Genomic DNA, 16,308 nt, shown 5'->3' with positions numbered 1-16,308 from the left:
CTGCCGTCCGCCCATGGGGAGAGATCAGATCAGAACTGGAACAGTTCCTTGCGCAGGCCAATGATGTCGCTGCAATCGGCGCTGACATTGTCACGATAGGCGAAATCGCCATTCGCCTGCCGGTCCGCAAGCTCCATCATCGCCATGCGATAGCGCTGCCCGGCCTGGTCGAACTTGCTGTGCAGGTCCTTGCGGTCGGTATGGCGCATGTAGCGCGGGCTTTGCGGGGACGTCATATAGCTGTCCTGCCGCGACACCTTGTAGCCTGCCTTGGGCATGACATGACGGAACATCAGTCCCGCGTTGGACGTGTTCATGACCATTTCCATCCGCGTGCGGTCCCGTGTTTCGGGCGTGCAAGGGTGGAACAGAGGCACATCGTCGCCGGGGCTAAAGCGGCCATAGGCAATCGCGCAGTGAGAGCGCAGATAGATGCGGATCACCTGCCGCACATTCTGGGTCGGCTGCTTGATGCCGCTGAAGAACTTCATCACCGGCGCGACCGACTTGTTGACGCAGGTGCGGACCATCGTGACGGTCTCGCTGTCGTAGAAGGTTTCCACTGTCTCGCTGTCCGACCGTTCGTCGCCGACGACATCGGCGTGCAGGAAGTCGGCATGGGTGAGGTCGATCAGGTTTTCCAGGCTGATCGGCGCTGAGCTTTCGAAACGGACGGTCGCGGTCATGTGGCGCGGCAGGCCCCCCTTGGGCGGGAGGAAGGGCAGGCTGGGCAAATGGCGGGGATCGGCGGCCAGCGGATTGCCGAACCATACCCAGACGACGCCATAATGCTCCATTACCGGATAGCGGCCCTGGGCGTTGGTGAACTCGCTCTTGTCGCGGGCGATCCGCTCATTGGGATGGAACTCGCTCGCCACGGCGACGCCATTGTCGCGCCACAGGAAGATGGGGTGTGAATAGACGGCGCGACGGACGGGCTTGCCGGTCACGGAATAATCATGCGCTACCGGAAACCAGCTGTCGCGCATCACCAGATTATGCGGCACCCAGCGGTTGATGGCATTCAGCGCGATCGGGCTGCCACCCGATGGCGCGGCGGAATTGTCGTCGTGCGAGACGGGACGATCGGCGGTTTCGAGCATCTTCAAATCCTCCTTCAGGCCGCTACGGTCTGATCATGGGTCGCTGGCGTGGTTTCCAGCATCACCTTGCGCAAATCCTCGCCATGCAGCGAGACGGTGGGCTTGGTGGCGCGCAATTTCGATCCGTCAACCGACGCGAGAACCGACAACGGATTGATCCCGCGCAGCACGGCGCCCCGCACACCTGGATGGCGCACGCCCAGTTCGGCGCGCCAGCGTACCGCCGTCACGCCCCGCGCCGAAGGCACGGGCGAGAGGACGGCATGGAGCAGATCGTTAAACTGGTCGTCACGCAGCGTCAGTTGCGTTTCGCCGGTCAGCGGATGGGTGCGCGTCAGCAGGGTGAGCGGAAATTCGGCCACGAAGTGCGACGGCCAATGCAGCGGATGCCACTGGCAGTTGCGCTCCATCACCAGCAGGCCGTTTTCCTCGTGCAGTTCCGACATCAGATAGGGGCTGAAGCGGACACCACGGATCGACAGGATCAGGCTGGGGTCATCATAGAGAGCGTTGAGATATTCCTGATGGCTGCAACTGACGTTGACGGTGCCGACATAGGTATATTTCGGGTCGGCGCTGAGCGGCGCCTGCGCCTTGGGGTTGAGGCAGACCCGCACGAAGCCGGCCTGTTCGGTCACCGCAAAGGCATTGGCCTTGTAGATCGGCGGGAATTTCTGCTGATCCTTCATGTTCGGGATTTCTTTGAGCCGCCCCGTCTCGCCGTCATAGCTCCAGCCATGATAGCCGCACTGGATCTGGCCATTGTCCCGGATGCAGCCGAGCGACAGAGGCGCGCGACGATGCGGGCAGCGATCCTCCAGCGCGCGGGCGATACCCTGATTGTCGCGCCACAACACGACCGGCTGATCGCCGATGTCGACGGACAGGGGCTTTTGAGAGGTCACTTCCTCGGACCGTGCGACAGCCCACCAAAGATCAGAATCGAGACTCATAGCGCTATCCACTCTCCTTTCGATTAAATTGACGGATGACAATTTATATGTCAACGTCTTTTCGCTATGGATTTGCTGATGCTCGATCGCCCCCAGCGCACACGCGGTCGCCCCGCGCTCAATGCCGCCCAGGCCGTGGACGAGGACAAGCTACTGGGTCTGGCCTTCGCGACCTTCGCGGAACGCGGCTATGAGGGCACGACGCTGCGTGATCTGTCGAAGCGGCTTGGGGTCAGTCACAATCTCCTGAATGTCCGATTTGGCCGGAAGGAAGATTTGTGGGTACGCGCGGTCGACTGGCGGATGGCGCAGGCCTCGCCCTTCGTCGAAGCCGCCTTTGATGAACCGGCCGATCCGGAGGTTCGGCTGCGCCATCTGATCCAGCGCTTCTGCCTTTGGGCGACGAACAATGGCGACATCGTTTCGCTGACCAATGTGGAAGGTTGCCGTTCGACTTGGCGGCTGGATCATATCGTCGAACATTTCGTGCTGCCGTTCCAGCGGCGGCTCGACGGCCTGCTTGACGCGGTACGGCTCCAGCGGCCGGTGCACGGTCTGTCGACTGCGGCGCTTATGGCGCTGCTGGTCCAGGGGGTCGGCTATTATTTCTGCGCCGTGCCGATGCAGCAGCGGCTGGGGGCGGGGCAGGAGGTCGATGACGTCCACGCGGTCGAACATGCCGACAGGCTGGCCACGTTCCTGCTCGCTGCCCTGCTGCCGCCGGTCGCCTAACCGAAGCGGAAGAAGGGCAGCGGCGCAGTCGCTTACTTGTAGGGATCGACCGGCTGGGGCACTTCCACCACGCCAATGTCCTTCAACATGGTCAACACGTCGGAAATGCTGAAGATGCTGACGATCTTGTCGTCCTTGAACTTGACGATGGAGAACCAGTTGACCTGAAACTCGTTGCCGGTCGGCTGTACGCCCATATAGGGTCCGCCGACATGCTTGCAGTAGTGGGTCGCGTAGATCCAGATTTCGTCGTCACCCTTACCGACCGCGTCGATGGTCTTGTAGGCGGCAGGGAAAAAGGTCTTATAGAGTGCGACCGGCGAGGTCTTCCACTGTTCATAGGTGCCCAGGTCGGGGCGGTTGGGGTTGCCATAGCGGAAATCGGGATGGAAAAACCGGTCCATGGCGTCAAAATCGCCGGCGTTCAGGGTTTCCTGAAGATCGGTCCAATGCTTGACCATCTTCTTCTGCTTGTCGGTCAGTACGGTCGAACCCGACACGTCCAGCTGTTCACGAATTTCTTCTTTCCAGGCCACGATAATCCTCTCTCATTGATTCAGGATTGGGGTTATGCTCAGTCTTCAGGTGCGATGGTGACCGTAAGTCCCGACAGGGCTTCCGTCATCATGACCTGACAGGACAGGCGCGAATAGTCGTTGCGGTGGGGCGATCCGTCCAACAGATCGCTTTCGTCTTCCGATACCGGGGGTAGGGCCTGCGCGAAGGCCGGATCGACATAGACATGACATGTCGCGCAGGAGCAGCATCCGCCACAAAGCGCCAGCAGCTCATCAAAGCCCGCGTCGCGGATGGCTTCCATCACCGAGCTGTCGGCGGATGCGTCGATCGTCTGCTGTGCGCCGTCACGGGTGATGACATTCAATTCCGGCATGGCATTCCTTTGGTGCAATCGAAGGCGATGCCCCGTCCTAGTGAGCGCGCGCAGCTTTCCGTCCTGTCGAAAGACAGGTATTGAGACAGGCTATTTCACTTCGACCTCTACTGGGAACCTATCAAAATAGAATGCAAAGGGGCGGCGCAATTCCTCCCCGGTGACATGGAAATCACGCTCCAGATCGTAGACGATCTTGCCCTTGGCCTGCTCGCCATGCTCGGCCAGATAGGCGTGCAGATCGGCCAGCGCCTCGTCGGTCAGTGGGATATCGGCAATGCGATAGATTTCCTTCAGGATCGGATCGGGATTTTTGATCCAGTCGTGAAAATAGACGTCGATTGTCTGTTTGGGGGGCAGGATGTCGCGATCGCGCACGCAGGCGCGAAGCAGCTTTTCATAGCGGTCGGGCCAGTAGCCCAGAGGCTCCTGAATATCGACCGATTTGCGCAACATGCGCGCCGCATAGCTGTACATGGTGAGCTGCGACCGGATCGACCCGACCGGATCGCGATGGGTCAGGACGAAAGTGGCATCGGGAAAAGTCTTATAGAGAGCAGGCAACTGCTCCATATGTTGCGGGCATTTGATGACCCATCGGTTCGGTCCTTTCAGGAAGGTCAGGATCTGGAGCCCTTTTTTCAGATAGGCATAGGTGCCAGACTGGTCGTGGTTCAGATAATAATCGCGCCAGCGCGGCACATGCGCCAGCCACTCGATCAGATAGGAGGAGAAATCGACCGCCTGCAATTCGATATCCTCGCTGATATGATCGGGCGAAAATTCGTGCATGATCGCCATATAGGGCAGGATCGATTCCATCGTTCGCCAGCCCTGTTCCGCCTTGGTCCAGCGCGGATTGCTGTCCTCTTCCGTCGGGGTTTCGTCGGGCGCGGGGACAGGCGCGATGGCTTCCCACCATGGCAGCGACCGGAAACGGCGGTCAGCCGACAGCAGGCCCAGCAGATGCGTGGTGCCCGATCGCGGCAGGCCCGCGACGATGATCGGCCGGTCAATCTGGATGTCCAAGATCTCCGGGTGGCGTCTGACCAAGTCTTCTATCCGCAGCCGAGTCGCGGCAAGGCGGATCATCATCTGGAACAGGTTGGCCCGCGTGACCGCCGAAGCGTTCGCATCTTCGTCCACTGCCTGGCACCAGACGGCCAGACGTTCGCGAAAATCGTCCGCGCCGAAATCCGACAGCCCTGTCTGCGCCTGCGCCGCAGCCAATATGACCTCGGGCTTCAGGATGATCTGATCTGCCGCAGCCTCTGCCCCCGCCAATACCTGCTTCTGGACATCGGTCAGCGCAGGGTGGTGCAGGTCGGTGATGTCGATGATGTTACGGCGCGTGGCCTCTTCCTGCACGGCACTGCCCATCTTTCTCTCCTTTTTTCGATGCGACATCTAAATGCGCCCGCCCTCTCTTTCGCAAGGTGCCCAGCCATCGCCGTCGCGCCAAATATCCGGCAAAAGCGCCATGCTGCGCGGCGAATATGTCGCAGAGCGCGAAACTGTCCGGAGGGGTTGGATGAACGCTGTTTCCCAGGTCTACGACGTGCCCGTAACGCCGACGATGGACTGCACGGTCCGGGGTCGGATCGCGCTGCCCGGCGTGGTGATGGAATTGCATCATTACCGATTTCGCGGCCAGCAGGGCGGGGTCTTTTCATCGCCGCGCAGTTTTCTCGATCTGGCGCTGTCCCCCCGGCCCGGTCGCCCCTGGGGCGGTTATGGCGGTATCCAGCAGGGCGGGGCCTGCGCCTTGGGCGACATATTGTTCGTCCCGGCGCGAAACGAATTGCATACCGAATGGGGAGAGGGCGAACAGACGTCGATATGCTGCGGCTTCGACGGCATGGGGTTCGACCATGACGGGCCGGACCTGTCGAGCGACGCGTTGCAGGCTTCGCTCGACGTGCGCAGTCCGACTGTGCGCGAGGCGCTGCGGCGTATCGCCGGCGAGATTGCGCAACCCGGCTTTTGCAGCGAGATGCTAACGCAGGCGATATGGCTTCAGGCTGCGATCGAATTGCAGCGCTATCTGCGTGGTTCGGCGCGCGATGGCGGAACGGGAGGAGGCGGCATGTCCCGAACCCAGCTTCAACGCATCGAGGATCGCGTCGAACAGCCGGGGAAACCCCCGTCCGTCGCCGAACTGGCGGCCGAATGCGGCCTTTCCACCCGCCATTTCTTCCGCCAGTTCAAGATCGCCACTGGGCAGACGCTCACGCGCTACGTCGCCGACCGCAAGATCGACCGGGCGAAGCAGTTGCTGCGTCGGGCCGGTCCGGCGATCAAGGTCATCGCCTGGGATTGCGGCTTCGACAGCGCGGCCGCCTTTTCGGCGGCCTTCCGCAAGGCGACCGGACTGACGCCGCGGCAATTCCGAGAGGGCGTGATGCATTGAAGCCAGGGCCGTTTCGCGATGGCATTGGCACGATCGCGAAACTGGGGCCGCTTGTTCATCGGCCCGGTCGCCAGCAATGTTGCGCCAAAGCGCCGCCGCCGTTCGAGCGGCCATCGGGAGAATGGACGTGCCGGAAAATCTGTTCGATCTGAGCGGCAAGGTGGCGCTGGTCACGGGCGCCAATTCGGGGCTGGGTTTCGGCTTTGCCCGCGGTCTTGCCCGTGCCGGCAGCGACGTCGTCCTCTGGGGGCGGCGCGCCGACAGGAATGAAGAGGCGGCGGCCGCATTGCGCGCGCATGGGGTGCGGGTCTTCGCCGATGTCGTCGATGTGTCCAGCGAGCCCGCGATCGTCGCCGGCTTCGCCCGCGCGCTCGATGCAATGGGCCGGGTCGACACGGTGGTCGCCAATGCCGGCGTCGCCAGCCGGGTGCCGTTCACCGACATGGACGTCGCCACCTATCGCAAGCTGATCGACGTCAATCTCGATGGCGCCGTCTTCACCCTGCGGGAGGGTGCGCGGCACATGAAGGCGCGCGCGGAAGCCGGCGACCCGGGCGGTTCGTTGATCATCTGCGGCAGCGGCTCGATCTTCCAGGGTGTGCCGACCATGGCCCATTACGGCATTGCCAAGGGCGCGCTCAACGCCCTTGGCAAGGCGCTGGCGGCCGAACTCGGTCCGATCGGCGTGCGCTGCAACGTCATCGCGCCGGGTTTCATCGAAACCGAAATGACATTTGCCGATCCGGAGGTCGGCAGGATGATCGCAGACGTGGTCGCAGCGAAGGCCCCGCTCGGGCGGGCGGGCAAGCCGTCCGATCTGGAAGGCGCGGTCGTCTATCTCGCGAGCGATATGGCGGCCTACCACACCGGCGACACGCTGGTCGTGGACGGCGGCAAGATGTCCGCCAACTGACCGAGCGGCAGGTGCCGCGCCGGGCTTTTACGGCCTGATTGTCGATATTAGCAGGAGATATCCATGTTCGCCCGGCCCAACAGCCAGCATTGCCAGGTCGCCTATGTCACCAACGATCTCGACGCGGCGATGGCCGCGCTCAAGGACGCTTATGGCACGCCTGGCTTCTTCGAATTATCGAACATCCAGCCCGGCGAAGATCCGACCGGCAAGCCGGTGCTCAAGATCGCGCTAGCAGTGGTCGGCGGCGTCGAGGTCGAACTGATCGAGCCGGTGGGTGACACGGCCCCCTTGTTCAGCGATTTTCTGCCCGAGGGCGATGATCTGGCCATTCGCTTTCATCATGTCGCGACCCGGATTGACGGACCGCTTGCCCATTGGGACGCCCATGTCGCTTCGCTCGACCTCACGCGGCACCCGGTCGTGTTCGAAGGCGCGCTGGGCGACTCGCTGCGCTATATCTACACCGACGAGCGCGCGACGCTGGGCCATTATGTCGAGCATGTCTGGATGGCGCCCGACCTTCTGGCGCAGATGCGTGCCGTCGTCCCTACCTATCCGCCTGTGAAGGACTGACTGCATGACCATCGCCCTGTCCCGCCTCAATTTCCGCGACATAGGCGGTCTGCCGACTGCGGGTGGAGGGCAGGTCCGGTCCGGCATCCTGTTCCGCTCCGAAGGGCCGGCGAGTTTCTTCGAGGATCATCATGCGGAGCTATCGGACCTGGGCTTCCGCTCGGTGGCGGACCTCCGATCGACGATCGAAAGGGACGCGGCGCCGCATGGCTGGTGCGGCCCGGATTGCCGGATTCTCGACCTCGACATGAACACCGACCTGCGCGCGCAGGGGGAGGACATGTGGCTGTCGCTCGGTCGCGAGCCGACCGCCGCGCACGCCGTCGAGGTGATGTCGCATAATTACGGCCTCATGCCGCAGGCCTTTCTGCCGCACCTGTCGCGGATGGTCGATGCGCTGCTGGCGCAGGACACGCCGATGCTGGTCCATTGCACCGCCGGCAAGGATCGAACCGGCGTCGTCGTCGCCCTGTTCCTGGAGCTGCTCACAGTGCCGCGTCCCGTGATCATGGAGGATTATCGCAAATCCGATATATTCGGCCAGAATCTGCGCGTGTCGGGTCATCTCAAGGGCGATCTGCAAAAAACCTTCGGCTTTGTGCCGCCCGACGACATGGTGGCCATCCTGATCGGCGTACAGGATGATTTCCTCCTGAGCGCGCTCGACATGGTCGCGACGCGATGGGGCGGGATTGAAGGGTATTTCGAGGCGGCAGGCGTCGACGCGGAGCGGCGTACTGCGCTGAGGCAATTGCTTGCCACAGACTAGGCGGGAAATCTGCGCGGGCGTGCCAGCCGTCCTCGCCGGGCTTCTGCTGCCGGGCGGGATCGCCCGGGCGTCGGCCGTCAACCGGAAGAATATGGTGGAGAATGAGATGAGCGACAACGGCATTTTCGAATGGGAAGATCTGCTCGACCAGCTTCGTCCGCTGGGCCAGTTGATGCGCGATCGTATCCCGGAAAGGCTGCGCAGCGATCCCCGCGTCATGCAGGAATCGGTGCGGCTGTTGCTGTCGGGCGTGCTGCGCACGACCAATGACGCGATCATGCATGATCGCAGTCACCCGATCTTCGTGCCCGAACTTAACATCTGTCAGAATATCTTTCAGCCCAATGCGGACACTATCTACAAGGCGGCGCTGATCGAAAGGGGCGGGACCTATCGCATCCGGGGGGATCGCGGCACTACGCGGATGATGATCCTGGCACAGCTCGGCCCGGACACGCTGCGCACCGGGCAGCATCATCCCGCGCAGGACGCAAATGATTTCGACGACCTGCACATCGGTGCTGACGGAACCTTCGATGCCATCCTCTCGCCGACCCGGCCTACCGGCTATGAAGGCGACTGGTGGGAACTGAAACCCGCGACCGAGAAGCTGATGGTGCGGATCGTCGCCTGCGACTGGGGCGTCGAGCGCGAGCCACGCTTCGGCATCGTACGTTTGGACACAGATCACGCCGCTAAGGGGCGCCCCACGCTGGCGCAACTGGCGCACCGTTTCGCCGAGATTCCGGCCACCGCGACCGTCTGCGCGCTGGCGTTCCCCGACAAGGTGCAGAAGCTGCGCGACGAAGGGCTGATCAATACGCTGAAAGTCGTCGACTTCTCGCAGATGACCGGTCTTGCCCGGCAGTCCTATTATGAGGGCGCCTACGAGCTGGCTGATGACGAGGCGTTGATTACCGAGGTGCAGATCCCGAAGGAAGTCGACTACTGGTCACTGATCCTGACCAACGAACTTTATGAGACGACCGACTGGTATCATAACCAGTCCAGTCTCAACGCGGCGCAGGCCGTGCTCGACGGCGACGGCTATTTCCGCGCCGTCATTTCCGCGCGCGACCCGGGCGTCCACAACTGGCTCGACACGTCGGGCTATGCCAGCGGCGCGGTGCAGGGGCGCTGGTTCAACACCGACGAGCGGCCCACGCCGACGACGAAGAAGGTCAAGCTGGCCGACGTGCGCAGCCATCTACCCGCTGACACCGTGCTGGTGACACCGGATGCGCGCGCGCAAGCGATCCGCGAACGTACGCTCCGCGCGCACACGCGTATCATCTGGTGATGGAGGATTAAATGAGCGACGATCTGGCCAGGCTGCTCGACTATGAGGCGATCCGCAACGTGAAGGCGCGCTATTGCCGCTTTCTCGACACGAAGGACTGGGACGGCTTTCTCTCCCTGTTCACGCCCGATGCGGTGCTGGATGTCGAGGAGGATACCGGCAACCCGCCGATGAGCGGACATGCCGCCATATTGGAGCAGGTGCGCTCTGCGGTCATCGATGCGCGGTCGGCGCATCAGATCCACTCGTCGGAGATCGACCTGCGCGGCGATGAGGCGGACATGATCACGGCGATGCAGGACCGGGTGGTCTGGGCGCCGGGCAAATGCCCTATCCCCGGCGGCCAGTCGATCACCGGTTTCGGCCATTATACCGAACGCTATGTGCGTCGGGACGGACAGTGGAAAATCGCGGCGCTCAAGCTCGCCCGCCTCTATGTCGAGGTGCATCCCGGACCTGCCGTTTGACAGGTTGCCAATGCTCCTCCCAACGGCAATGCAGTGGCATATATTTGAGAGGACAAGGGAATGACGGAAGCGGTGGAACCGGGCGCACGGGCACTTTTCGATAAGTTCGGCACCTATATCCTGCCCGGCCGCGTGAACGATCCGCGTCGCGGCATCGACGAAGCGAAGGAAGCGGAGCGCATCGGCCTTGGTTGCGTGTGGATTTCCGAACGCTATGCGCTCAAGGAGCCGGCGGTGCTGGCGGGCGCGGTGGCCGAGGCCACGTCGAAGATTCGCATCACCGGCACCATGTATGCGACGATGCGCCATCCGCTCGTCACCGCCAGCGTTGCCGACATGATGCAGGCGATGAGCGGGGATCGGTTCCGCCTGATGTTCGCGCGGGCCGTGCCGGCCTATATGAAAATGCTCGGTTCGCCGCCGATCACCATGGAACGGCTGGCCGATCTGATCTCGATCTGTCGGCGTCTCTGGGCGGGCGAGAAGATCAATTATGAGGGCGTGCTGGGCAAATTCCCCGCCATCAGCCTCACCGATCGTCATGGCGGCACGCCGCCGCCGATCATCTTTACCGCGATCGGTCCCAAGAGCCTGGAATTTGCCGGCGAACATTGCGACGGCGTGCTGCTGCATCCCTTCGTGTCGGCGCAGGGGGTGAAGAACAGCGCGAAGATTGTCCGCGACGCGGCCGAAAAGGCCGGCCGTGATCCCATGTCCGTGCGCATCTATCACAATATCATCGTCGCCCCGGACCTGCCCAAGGAGGAGGAGGAGGCCGTCGTCGGCGGCCGCGCCATCACTTATTTCGAACTGCCCGGCTTTGGCGACCTGATCGTCGACATCAATGGATGGGACACGAAGGTGCTGGAGGATATCCGCGCCCATCCCAAAATCGCCGGCCTCAACGGCAAGCCGGCGGATCAGGCCTATACACGGCAGGAACTGGTCGATGTCAGTCGTCTCATTCCGCAGCAATGGCTGGATGAAGGCGCTGCCGTGGGGACCGCAGCCCAGTGCGCCGACCAGCTAATGGCCTTTCTGGACGCGGGCGCCGATGAAATCCTGCTGCACGGCTCGTCGCCCAAGGATATGGGGCCGCTCACCACAGAACTGAAGCGCGCGCTGGCGGGGAAGGGGCTGTAATCATGGAATTGCTGACCCCCGATCGTCTCACCGTCCAGTTACAAGACTGGCTGGCGGGCGAAAAGCCCGAATGGCACGACATTCGCGTTCGCCCGCTCGATGTGACGCTGGGCGCAGGCTTTTCGGCGGACATCTTTTTCGTCGACGTCGACTATGTCGATCCGGCCGGTCCCCAGAGCCAGACGCTCGTGGTTCGCCGTCAACCGATGGACCTGGAAGTGGTGTTCGGCAGCAGCCTGGCGCTACAGGGCAAGATGATGGCGGCGCTCGATGCGCGGGGCGACCTGCCCGTCCCGCCCTGGATCGGCATGCATCTCGACCCCGATATTCTCGGCCTGCCTTTCCTCGTTATGGGCAAGGTGGAAGGGGAATGCGCCAAGCAGAAGCCCAACTATAATTTGGAGGGCTGGCTGGTCGAGATGAGCCCGGCGCAGCGACGGCAAAGCTTCACGAACGCCATCAACGCCTTTGCCAGCCTGGCGAAGATCGACTGGCGCGATGGCTTTGAATTTCTCGCCCAGCCTGAAAATGGGCAGCCAGGGCTTGATCAATATGTCGGCGCGCTCGAAGCGTGGCACAAGGCGGCCGGCCGAGGCCGCGCCATGCCCATCGTGGATGCAGCCATGGCCTATGTGCGCGCCAACATGCCGGCCGTTGCGGGGGTGAATGTGCTGTGGGGCGATCCCACGCCATCGAACGTGATGTTTTCCGCCGATGGTCAGGTCAACGCGCTGATCGACTGGGAACTCGCGGCGCTGGGACCGGCCGAGCTTGACCTCGCCTGGTGGCTCTATTTCGACGATCTGTTCGGCCGTCGCTTCGGCATCACTCGGCTGGAAGGCCTGCCGACCAGGGACGAGACGATCGCCATCTGGGAAGCGGCAAGCGGCCAGAAGGCCGGGCATCTCGATTACTATGACATCGTTGCGGCGCTCCGTATGGCGCTGGTCGCCGTGGGCGCCTTCGACCGGCAGGTCGGCATCGGCAATATCCCCGCGACCAACAAATCGCTTAACGACAATTTCATGACCCTGTATCTGGCTGAAAAGCTGGGGCTGCCTATCCCCGAACTCGGACCGGATTTCGTAGCCTTCATGAAGAATCTAACGCCGGTGGAAGACAAGGCGGCCTGAAAACGGGCCGCTGCGTGTAAAAGCGAATTGCCCGCTTGACCGATGCCCCAATCAATAAATATACAGTGTGGAATAATAAAATGGAGAGGTGAGTCATGCGGCAGCGGCCGGTCGAAGGGCATTCATGAAAAGCGCTGTCGCAGAGCGCGCGCCGCTTTCCGCCGATGCACTGATCGCGGAAGCGCGCGCCGTGACCGGACTGTCGGACTTTGGATCGGACCTGTCCTTCATGACCGGCTTTCGTCGGCTGGTCGATGCAGTCGAGGCGATGGACCCGTCCGCCCAGTTACGCGAGACCGCGCATCACAAAATCGTCGGCCTGCTCGCGACCCGACTGCGCTTCGCCGAAGACGAACGGCTGCATCCTGACATCGTGGCGCAGGATGTGGGCGACCCGCTGATCGTCTGCGGCCTGCCGCGCACCGGGACGACGATCACATACGACCTGCTTTGCCTCGATCCGGCGGCCCGGGCGCCGCGCGAATGGGAATGGTATATCCCCTGGCCGGCGCCGGAAATATCCAGTTTCGACAGCGATCCGCGCATAGCGCAGGTGCAGGCCATCTATGAAAACTGGCTGAAGCACGCGCCGCAACTGGCCGACATCCAGCGGATGGATTGCACCCAGCCGGGCGAGTGCAACCATGGCATGATGCTGCATTTCGCCAGCACCAATTTCCCGGCCGAACTGGGCGTGCCCGCCTTTGCCCGATGGCTGCAGGACGTCGTGCCAGAAGGGCAATATCGCACCCACAAGCGGATTCTCCAGCACTTCCAGTGGAAAGGGCCAAGGGGCCGTTGGACGCTGAAATCGCCGCAGCATCTCATGGACCTGCCGGGCCTGGTGGAAACCTATCCGGGCGCGATGCTGGTGTGGACGCATCGCGATCCGGTGCTGACCCTTTCTTCGCTGTCGAGCATGATCGCCGGCTTCTTGGCCGCGGTCGGCGGCGCCAATGATCTTCAGGCGATCGGCCGCTCGGTCGTCGATACCTGGTGCGCGGGGTTGGCGCGAGCGACGCAGGCCCGTGCCAACGATGCAGCGATCGAGGGCCGCATCCTGGACCTCGCCCACCGCGATATCGTCGCTGACCCGATGGCGACCATTGAGCGCATCTACGACCGGTTCGGCCTGCCATTCACCGACCCCCATCGTGACCGCATCGTGGAGTTCCTGACGAACAATCCTGCCGCCAGCCGCCTCGGTAAGCACAGGCACAGCCCCGACCAGTTCGGCATCGATCCGGGCGAGGTGCATGGACGGCTCGCCGACTATTATGCGCGCTACGGCCATCTGTTCGACCGCGCCTGACCCCCTATCTTCTGGAGTATCCAGCATGAGTGTTCTCGACCGTTTCCGCCTCGACGGGCGCACGGCCATCCTGACCGGGGTCGGGCCGGGCGTCGGCGAACATGTCGCCAAGGCCTATGCCGAATTGGGCGCCAACGTGGTTCTCTCGGCCCGCTCGCAGGACCGGCTCGACCGGATTGCGGCAGAGATCAACGCTCGCGACGGCGGCCGGGCGATCGCCATCGCCGCCGACGCGGGCGAGAAGGGCGATCTTGAACGGCTGGTGGCGGGCGCGCGCGCCGCCTTCGGTCCCATCCATATCGTGTTCAACAATGCGGCGGCGGGCGTCGTCTATGCCGCAGATGGCGGGCTCTGGGCGAACACGGATGAAGTCTGGAAGACAGCGATGGACGTCAACGTCATGGCGACCTGGCGTCTGACCGAACTGACGGAGGCCGATATGAAGGCGCATGGCAAGGGCAGCATCATTTCGGTCCAGAGCTGCGGCGGCTTCACGCCGATCCCGCCCGCCGTCGCCTATGGCGTGTCGAAGGCGGCGCTGCTTTTCCTGGTGCGCGAGTTGGCTAAGACGCAGGCGCCGCACACCAGGATCAATTGCCTGTGCGTCGGATCGATGAGCCCGGACGGGCAAGAGGCCGCGATCCACAAAGGGCTGGGCCTTGCCGAGCGCAACGCGATCAAGCGTTTCGGCGCGGCGGACGAGGCGGTCGGCGCAGCGATCTTGCTGGCGGGGGATGGTTCCAGCTACACGACCGGCAGCACCATCTTCACCGAAGGCGGCCGGGTGGGGACCATTTCATGACCGCGAACCCTCTCTGGACCGACGATCAGGCAGCGGCGGAAAAGCTGGCGCTGCGCCTCATCGAACGGCCTGACATCCGTGCCGCGCGCGAAGAAGCGCGCCTCATGCTGCTCGCGGACCCGCTCGCAGGCGCGCTCGACGGACGGTTGGGGCTGGATCGGGCGCTTGATCAGTGGGTGCTGGGACTGGCCATGCGCGAAGCCAATGGCGATCCCGCCGATCCCAGGGTCGTGTGGAATATCAGCAATGCCCCGCGGCGCTGGTTCGGCCATATCTATCCGGGCGCGGCGGTGGCGATCGACAATCCCGACAATTTCAACCGCGAGATTCCAATCGACGGCGACGGGCGCTATGCCGTCGACATCCGCTTTTCCGCCGATCCACCGCAGTTCAGCATCGTGGCCGAGGTCGAACCGGCGCATCATGCGGGACTGGGACGCAATCTGGGCGCGCTGACGCTCCAGCAACTCAAGCCCTTCTGCGATGCCGACGGGCAGGTGACTGTGACGGTCGGCCCGCAGGAGGGCGGCGCGACTCATTTACGGACCGAGCCGGGCGCACGAATCCAGGTCTATACTCGCGACAGTCAGCGCGACTGGCGGCAGGTGCCGGCGCAGGTCAGCGTCCGTCGCCTCGATCCGCCAGCCGACATGCGTCCGCGCGACGAGGAGGAGATCGCCCGGACCGTCGTCGCCGACCTGCCAGCCTGGGTCGCCTTCTGGTCGGGGTTCAAGAATGATTTTCTCGGTCATCCCGAACCCAACCGGCTGATCGGACCCAATGGCCGCGACGGGGGCTGGGGCTATCTGGCTGGCGGGCGTTTCGCCCTTGGGGAAGGGCAGGGGTTGCTGGTGACGATCGATCCGGCGGGCAGCTATTATACCGGCATCCAGATTGCCGATCCGTGGACCATCTCCCCCGATCCGATGCTGCGCCTGGTCAGCCTCAACAGCGCTCAGGTCACGCCAGCGACCGATGGCATGATCAGCTATGTGGTGGCGGGCGTCGATCCAGGCATCGCCAACTGGATCGATACGGCAGGCCTTGAAGAAGGTTGGGTGCTTCTGCGCTGGCAGGGCGTACCCGACGGCGCCGATCCCGCCCGCTTCATCCGCGACGTGCGCGTCATCGATCTTGTGGCCATTGATCGCGACTTGGACGCAAGGGTGCCCCGGGTCGACATCGCCGCGCGGGGACAGCAGTTGCGGGACCGCGCGCGCCAGCATGGCCTGCGAACCCATGGCGCGAGCTGGGGAGATGCATGATGCAGCCCAAGGGCTCTATACTGGAATTGTGCCAGGTGGTGCGCGACATGGAGCTTGCCTTGGATCACTGGACGCGGGTCATGGGCGCGGGGCCGTTTTTCGTGTTCGACGTGCCCGTGCTGCCGGGCCAGATCTATCGCGGCGCGCCAACGCAGGTGGCGATGAAGGTCGCGTTCGGCTTTTCCGGCGGATTGCTGATCGAACTGCTCCAGCAGACCAATGACGGACCTTCGGTCTTCACCGAAATGCTCGACCGTTATGGTGAGGGCTATCATCATGTCATGCTGCGCATTCCCTATGACGACGGCGTGGCGCGGCTGTCCGGCGAGGGCTATGCCATGGCCTTCAGCGGCCGGATGCCGTCGGGCGAGCGTTTCGCGTTGTTCGATACCCGCGAAGGCAATGGCGGCTATGTCGAACTGATGGAGATTTCTACCGCAATGGAGGCATCGCTCGACCGGATGCACGCCGCTCATTGCGCGTGGGACGGGATCGATCGCCCCGTCCGGTCCATCGCCGACCTCGGCTGAATCTGGGG

General features: G+C 63.1%; 18 protein-coding genes. 13 read left to right on the top strand and 5 right to left on the bottom strand.

Annotation, left to right across the window (positions count from 1 at the left end; all coding sequences use genetic code 11):
• Nucleotides 1-29: 29 nt before the first annotated feature.
• On the bottom strand, nt 30-1,103 hold the full coding sequence (locus SAB01S_RS01435) for an aromatic ring-hydroxylating oxygenase subunit alpha (protein ID WP_062731378.1): 1,074 nt from the start codon (nt 1,101-1,103) through the stop codon (nt 30-32).
• Nucleotides 1,104-1,117: 14 nt separating this feature from the next.
• Nucleotides 1,118-2,056 carry a Rieske 2Fe-2S domain-containing protein gene (locus SAB01S_RS01430; RefSeq protein WP_009823724.1) on the bottom strand — a complete coding sequence of 313 codons (939 nt, stop codon included), beginning with the start codon at nt 2,054-2,056 and terminating at the stop codon, nt 1,118-1,120.
• A 78-nt stretch (nt 2,057-2,134) separates the two neighbouring features.
• On the opposite strand from SAB01S_RS01430, the gene SAB01S_RS01425 reads away from it, so the two are divergent.
• Nucleotides 2,135-2,788 (top strand): TetR/AcrR family transcriptional regulator, encoded by a 654-nt coding sequence (locus SAB01S_RS01425; protein ID WP_228227162.1) that lies wholly within the window; start codon nt 2,135-2,137, stop codon nt 2,786-2,788.
• A gap of 32 nt (nt 2,789-2,820) precedes the next feature.
• Here SAB01S_RS01425 and SAB01S_RS01420 read toward each other — a convergent pair whose 3' ends face one another.
• The 3 genes from SAB01S_RS01420 to SAB01S_RS01410 form a co-directional block, all read right to left on the bottom strand.
• A complete protein-coding gene (locus SAB01S_RS01420; RefSeq protein WP_062731376.1) occupies nt 2,821-3,324 on the bottom strand; it encodes an ester cyclase in 504 nt (167 codons plus the stop codon).
• Between the two features lie 38 nt (nt 3,325-3,362).
• Entirely contained in the window at nt 3,363-3,680 is a 318-nt protein-coding gene (locus tag SAB01S_RS01415) for a 2Fe-2S iron-sulfur cluster-binding protein (RefSeq protein WP_062731375.1), read from the bottom strand.
• 90 nt (nt 3,681-3,770) lie between these two features.
• The gene (locus tag SAB01S_RS01410) at nt 3,771-5,060 is read right to left on the bottom strand and encodes a sulfotransferase family protein (protein WP_062731374.1); all 1,290 of its coding nucleotides are present in this window, start codon (nt 5,058-5,060) and stop codon (nt 3,771-3,773) included.
• 151 nt (nt 5,061-5,211) lie between these two features.
• On the opposite strand from SAB01S_RS01410, the gene SAB01S_RS01405 reads away from it, so the two are divergent.
• From SAB01S_RS01405 to SAB01S_RS01350, 12 genes are all read left to right on the top strand, one after another.
• The gene (locus SAB01S_RS01405; protein WP_062731506.1) at nt 5,212-6,090 is read left to right on the top strand and encodes a helix-turn-helix domain-containing protein; all 879 of its coding nucleotides are present in this window, start codon (nt 5,212-5,214) and stop codon (nt 6,088-6,090) included.
• Between the two features lie 121 nt (nt 6,091-6,211).
• Complete coding sequence (locus SAB01S_RS01400) at nt 6,212-7,003, top strand: SDR family NAD(P)-dependent oxidoreductase (protein ID WP_062731373.1); 792 nt, start codon at nt 6,212-6,214, stop codon at nt 7,001-7,003.
• Nucleotides 7,004-7,066: 63 nt separating this feature from the next.
• Nucleotides 7,067-7,579, top strand: coding sequence for a VOC family protein (locus SAB01S_RS01395; protein WP_062731372.1), 513 nt, complete (start codon nt 7,067-7,069; stop codon nt 7,577-7,579).
• Between the two features lie 4 nt (nt 7,580-7,583).
• Nucleotides 7,584-8,348, top strand: coding sequence for a tyrosine-protein phosphatase (locus SAB01S_RS01390; protein ID WP_062731371.1), 765 nt, complete (start codon nt 7,584-7,586; stop codon nt 8,346-8,348).
• On the top strand, nt 8,335-9,648 hold the full coding sequence (locus tag SAB01S_RS01385; RefSeq protein WP_245646380.1) for a DUF1214 domain-containing protein: 1,314 nt from the start codon (nt 8,335-8,337) through the stop codon (nt 9,646-9,648). The genes SAB01S_RS01390 and SAB01S_RS01385 overlap by 14 nt, the downstream gene beginning before the upstream one ends.
• Before the next feature lie 11 nt (nt 9,649-9,659).
• Nucleotides 9,660-10,115 carry a nuclear transport factor 2 family protein gene (locus SAB01S_RS01380; protein WP_062731370.1) on the top strand — a complete coding sequence of 152 codons (456 nt, stop codon included), beginning with the start codon at nt 9,660-9,662 and terminating at the stop codon, nt 10,113-10,115.
• A gap of 60 nt (nt 10,116-10,175) precedes the next feature.
• Complete coding sequence (locus tag SAB01S_RS01375; RefSeq protein WP_009823713.1) at nt 10,176-11,258, top strand: TIGR03857 family LLM class F420-dependent oxidoreductase; 1,083 nt, start codon at nt 10,176-10,178, stop codon at nt 11,256-11,258.
• 2 nt (nt 11,259-11,260) lie between these two features.
• A complete protein-coding gene (locus SAB01S_RS01370) occupies nt 11,261-12,391 on the top strand; it encodes a phosphotransferase family protein (protein WP_062731369.1) in 1,131 nt (376 codons plus the stop codon).
• Between the two features lie 124 nt (nt 12,392-12,515).
• Entirely contained in the window at nt 12,516-13,703 is a 1,188-nt protein-coding gene (locus SAB01S_RS01365) for a sulfotransferase family protein (RefSeq protein WP_062731368.1), read from the top strand.
• Between the two features lie 25 nt (nt 13,704-13,728).
• Nucleotides 13,729-14,505 carry an SDR family NAD(P)-dependent oxidoreductase gene (locus tag SAB01S_RS01360; RefSeq protein WP_009823710.1) on the top strand — a complete coding sequence of 259 codons (777 nt, stop codon included), beginning with the start codon at nt 13,729-13,731 and terminating at the stop codon, nt 14,503-14,505.
• Nucleotides 14,502-15,770: a hypothetical protein gene (locus tag SAB01S_RS01355; RefSeq protein WP_062731367.1), complete on the top strand. Its 1,269-nt coding sequence runs from the start codon at nt 14,502-14,504 to the stop codon at nt 15,768-15,770. Before SAB01S_RS01360 ends, SAB01S_RS01355 begins: the two co-directional genes overlap by 4 nt.
• Nucleotides 15,767-16,300: a VOC family protein gene (locus tag SAB01S_RS01350; protein WP_062731366.1), complete on the top strand. Its 534-nt coding sequence runs from the start codon at nt 15,767-15,769 to the stop codon at nt 16,298-16,300. Before SAB01S_RS01355 ends, SAB01S_RS01350 begins: the two co-directional genes overlap by 4 nt.
• Nucleotides 16,301-16,308 lie beyond the last annotated feature (8 nt).

The organism is Sphingobium abikonense NBRC 16140, from assembly GCF_001598335.1.
Classification (GTDB): Bacteria; Pseudomonadota; Alphaproteobacteria; order Sphingomonadales; family Sphingomonadaceae; genus Sphingobium; species Sphingobium abikonense.
The sequence above is the reverse complement of the archived record's forward strand: the minus strand, read 5'-3'. Positions and strand labels throughout refer to the sequence as shown.

Bases quoted from the DNA above. Each gene is read 5' to 3' on its own strand.
- SAB01S_RS01405 (WP_062731506.1), top strand. From the start codon at position 5,212: ATGAACGCTGTTTCCCAGGTCTACGACGTGCCCGTAACGCCGACGATG.
- SAB01S_RS01375 (WP_009823713.1), top strand. From the start codon at position 10,176: ATGACGGAAGCGGTGGAACCGGGCGCACGGGCACTTTTCGATAAGTTC.
- SAB01S_RS01365 (WP_062731368.1), top strand. From the start codon at position 12,516: ATGAAAAGCGCTGTCGCAGAGCGCGCGCCGCTTTCCGCCGATGCACTG.
- SAB01S_RS01410 (WP_062731374.1), bottom strand. From the start codon at position 5,060: ATGGGCAGTGCCGTGCAGGAAGAGGCCACGCGCCGTAACATCATCGAC.
- SAB01S_RS01355 (WP_062731367.1), top strand. From the start codon at position 14,502: ATGACCGCGAACCCTCTCTGGACCGACGATCAGGCAGCGGCGGAAAAG.
- SAB01S_RS01370 (WP_062731369.1), top strand. From the start codon at position 11,261: ATGGAATTGCTGACCCCCGATCGTCTCACCGTCCAGTTACAAGACTGG.
- SAB01S_RS01390 (WP_062731371.1), top strand. From the start codon at position 7,584: ATGACCATCGCCCTGTCCCGCCTCAATTTCCGCGACATAGGCGGTCTG.
- SAB01S_RS01430 (WP_009823724.1), bottom strand. From the start codon at position 2,056: ATGAGTCTCGATTCTGATCTTTGGTGGGCTGTCGCACGGTCCGAGGAA.
- SAB01S_RS01400 (WP_062731373.1), top strand. From the start codon at position 6,212: ATGGACGTGCCGGAAAATCTGTTCGATCTGAGCGGCAAGGTGGCGCTG.
- SAB01S_RS01360 (WP_009823710.1), top strand. From the start codon at position 13,729: ATGAGTGTTCTCGACCGTTTCCGCCTCGACGGGCGCACGGCCATCCTG.
- SAB01S_RS01425 (WP_228227162.1), top strand. From the start codon at position 2,135: ATGCTCGATCGCCCCCAGCGCACACGCGGTCGCCCCGCGCTCAATGCC.
- SAB01S_RS01350 (WP_062731366.1), top strand. From the start codon at position 15,767: ATGATGCAGCCCAAGGGCTCTATACTGGAATTGTGCCAGGTGGTGCGC.
- SAB01S_RS01380 (WP_062731370.1), top strand. From the start codon at position 9,660: ATGAGCGACGATCTGGCCAGGCTGCTCGACTATGAGGCGATCCGCAAC.
- SAB01S_RS01435 (WP_062731378.1), bottom strand. From the start codon at position 1,103: ATGCTCGAAACCGCCGATCGTCCCGTCTCGCACGACGACAATTCCGCC.
- SAB01S_RS01395 (WP_062731372.1), top strand. From the start codon at position 7,067: ATGTTCGCCCGGCCCAACAGCCAGCATTGCCAGGTCGCCTATGTCACC.
- SAB01S_RS01415 (WP_062731375.1), bottom strand. From the start codon at position 3,680: ATGCCGGAATTGAATGTCATCACCCGTGACGGCGCACAGCAGACGATC.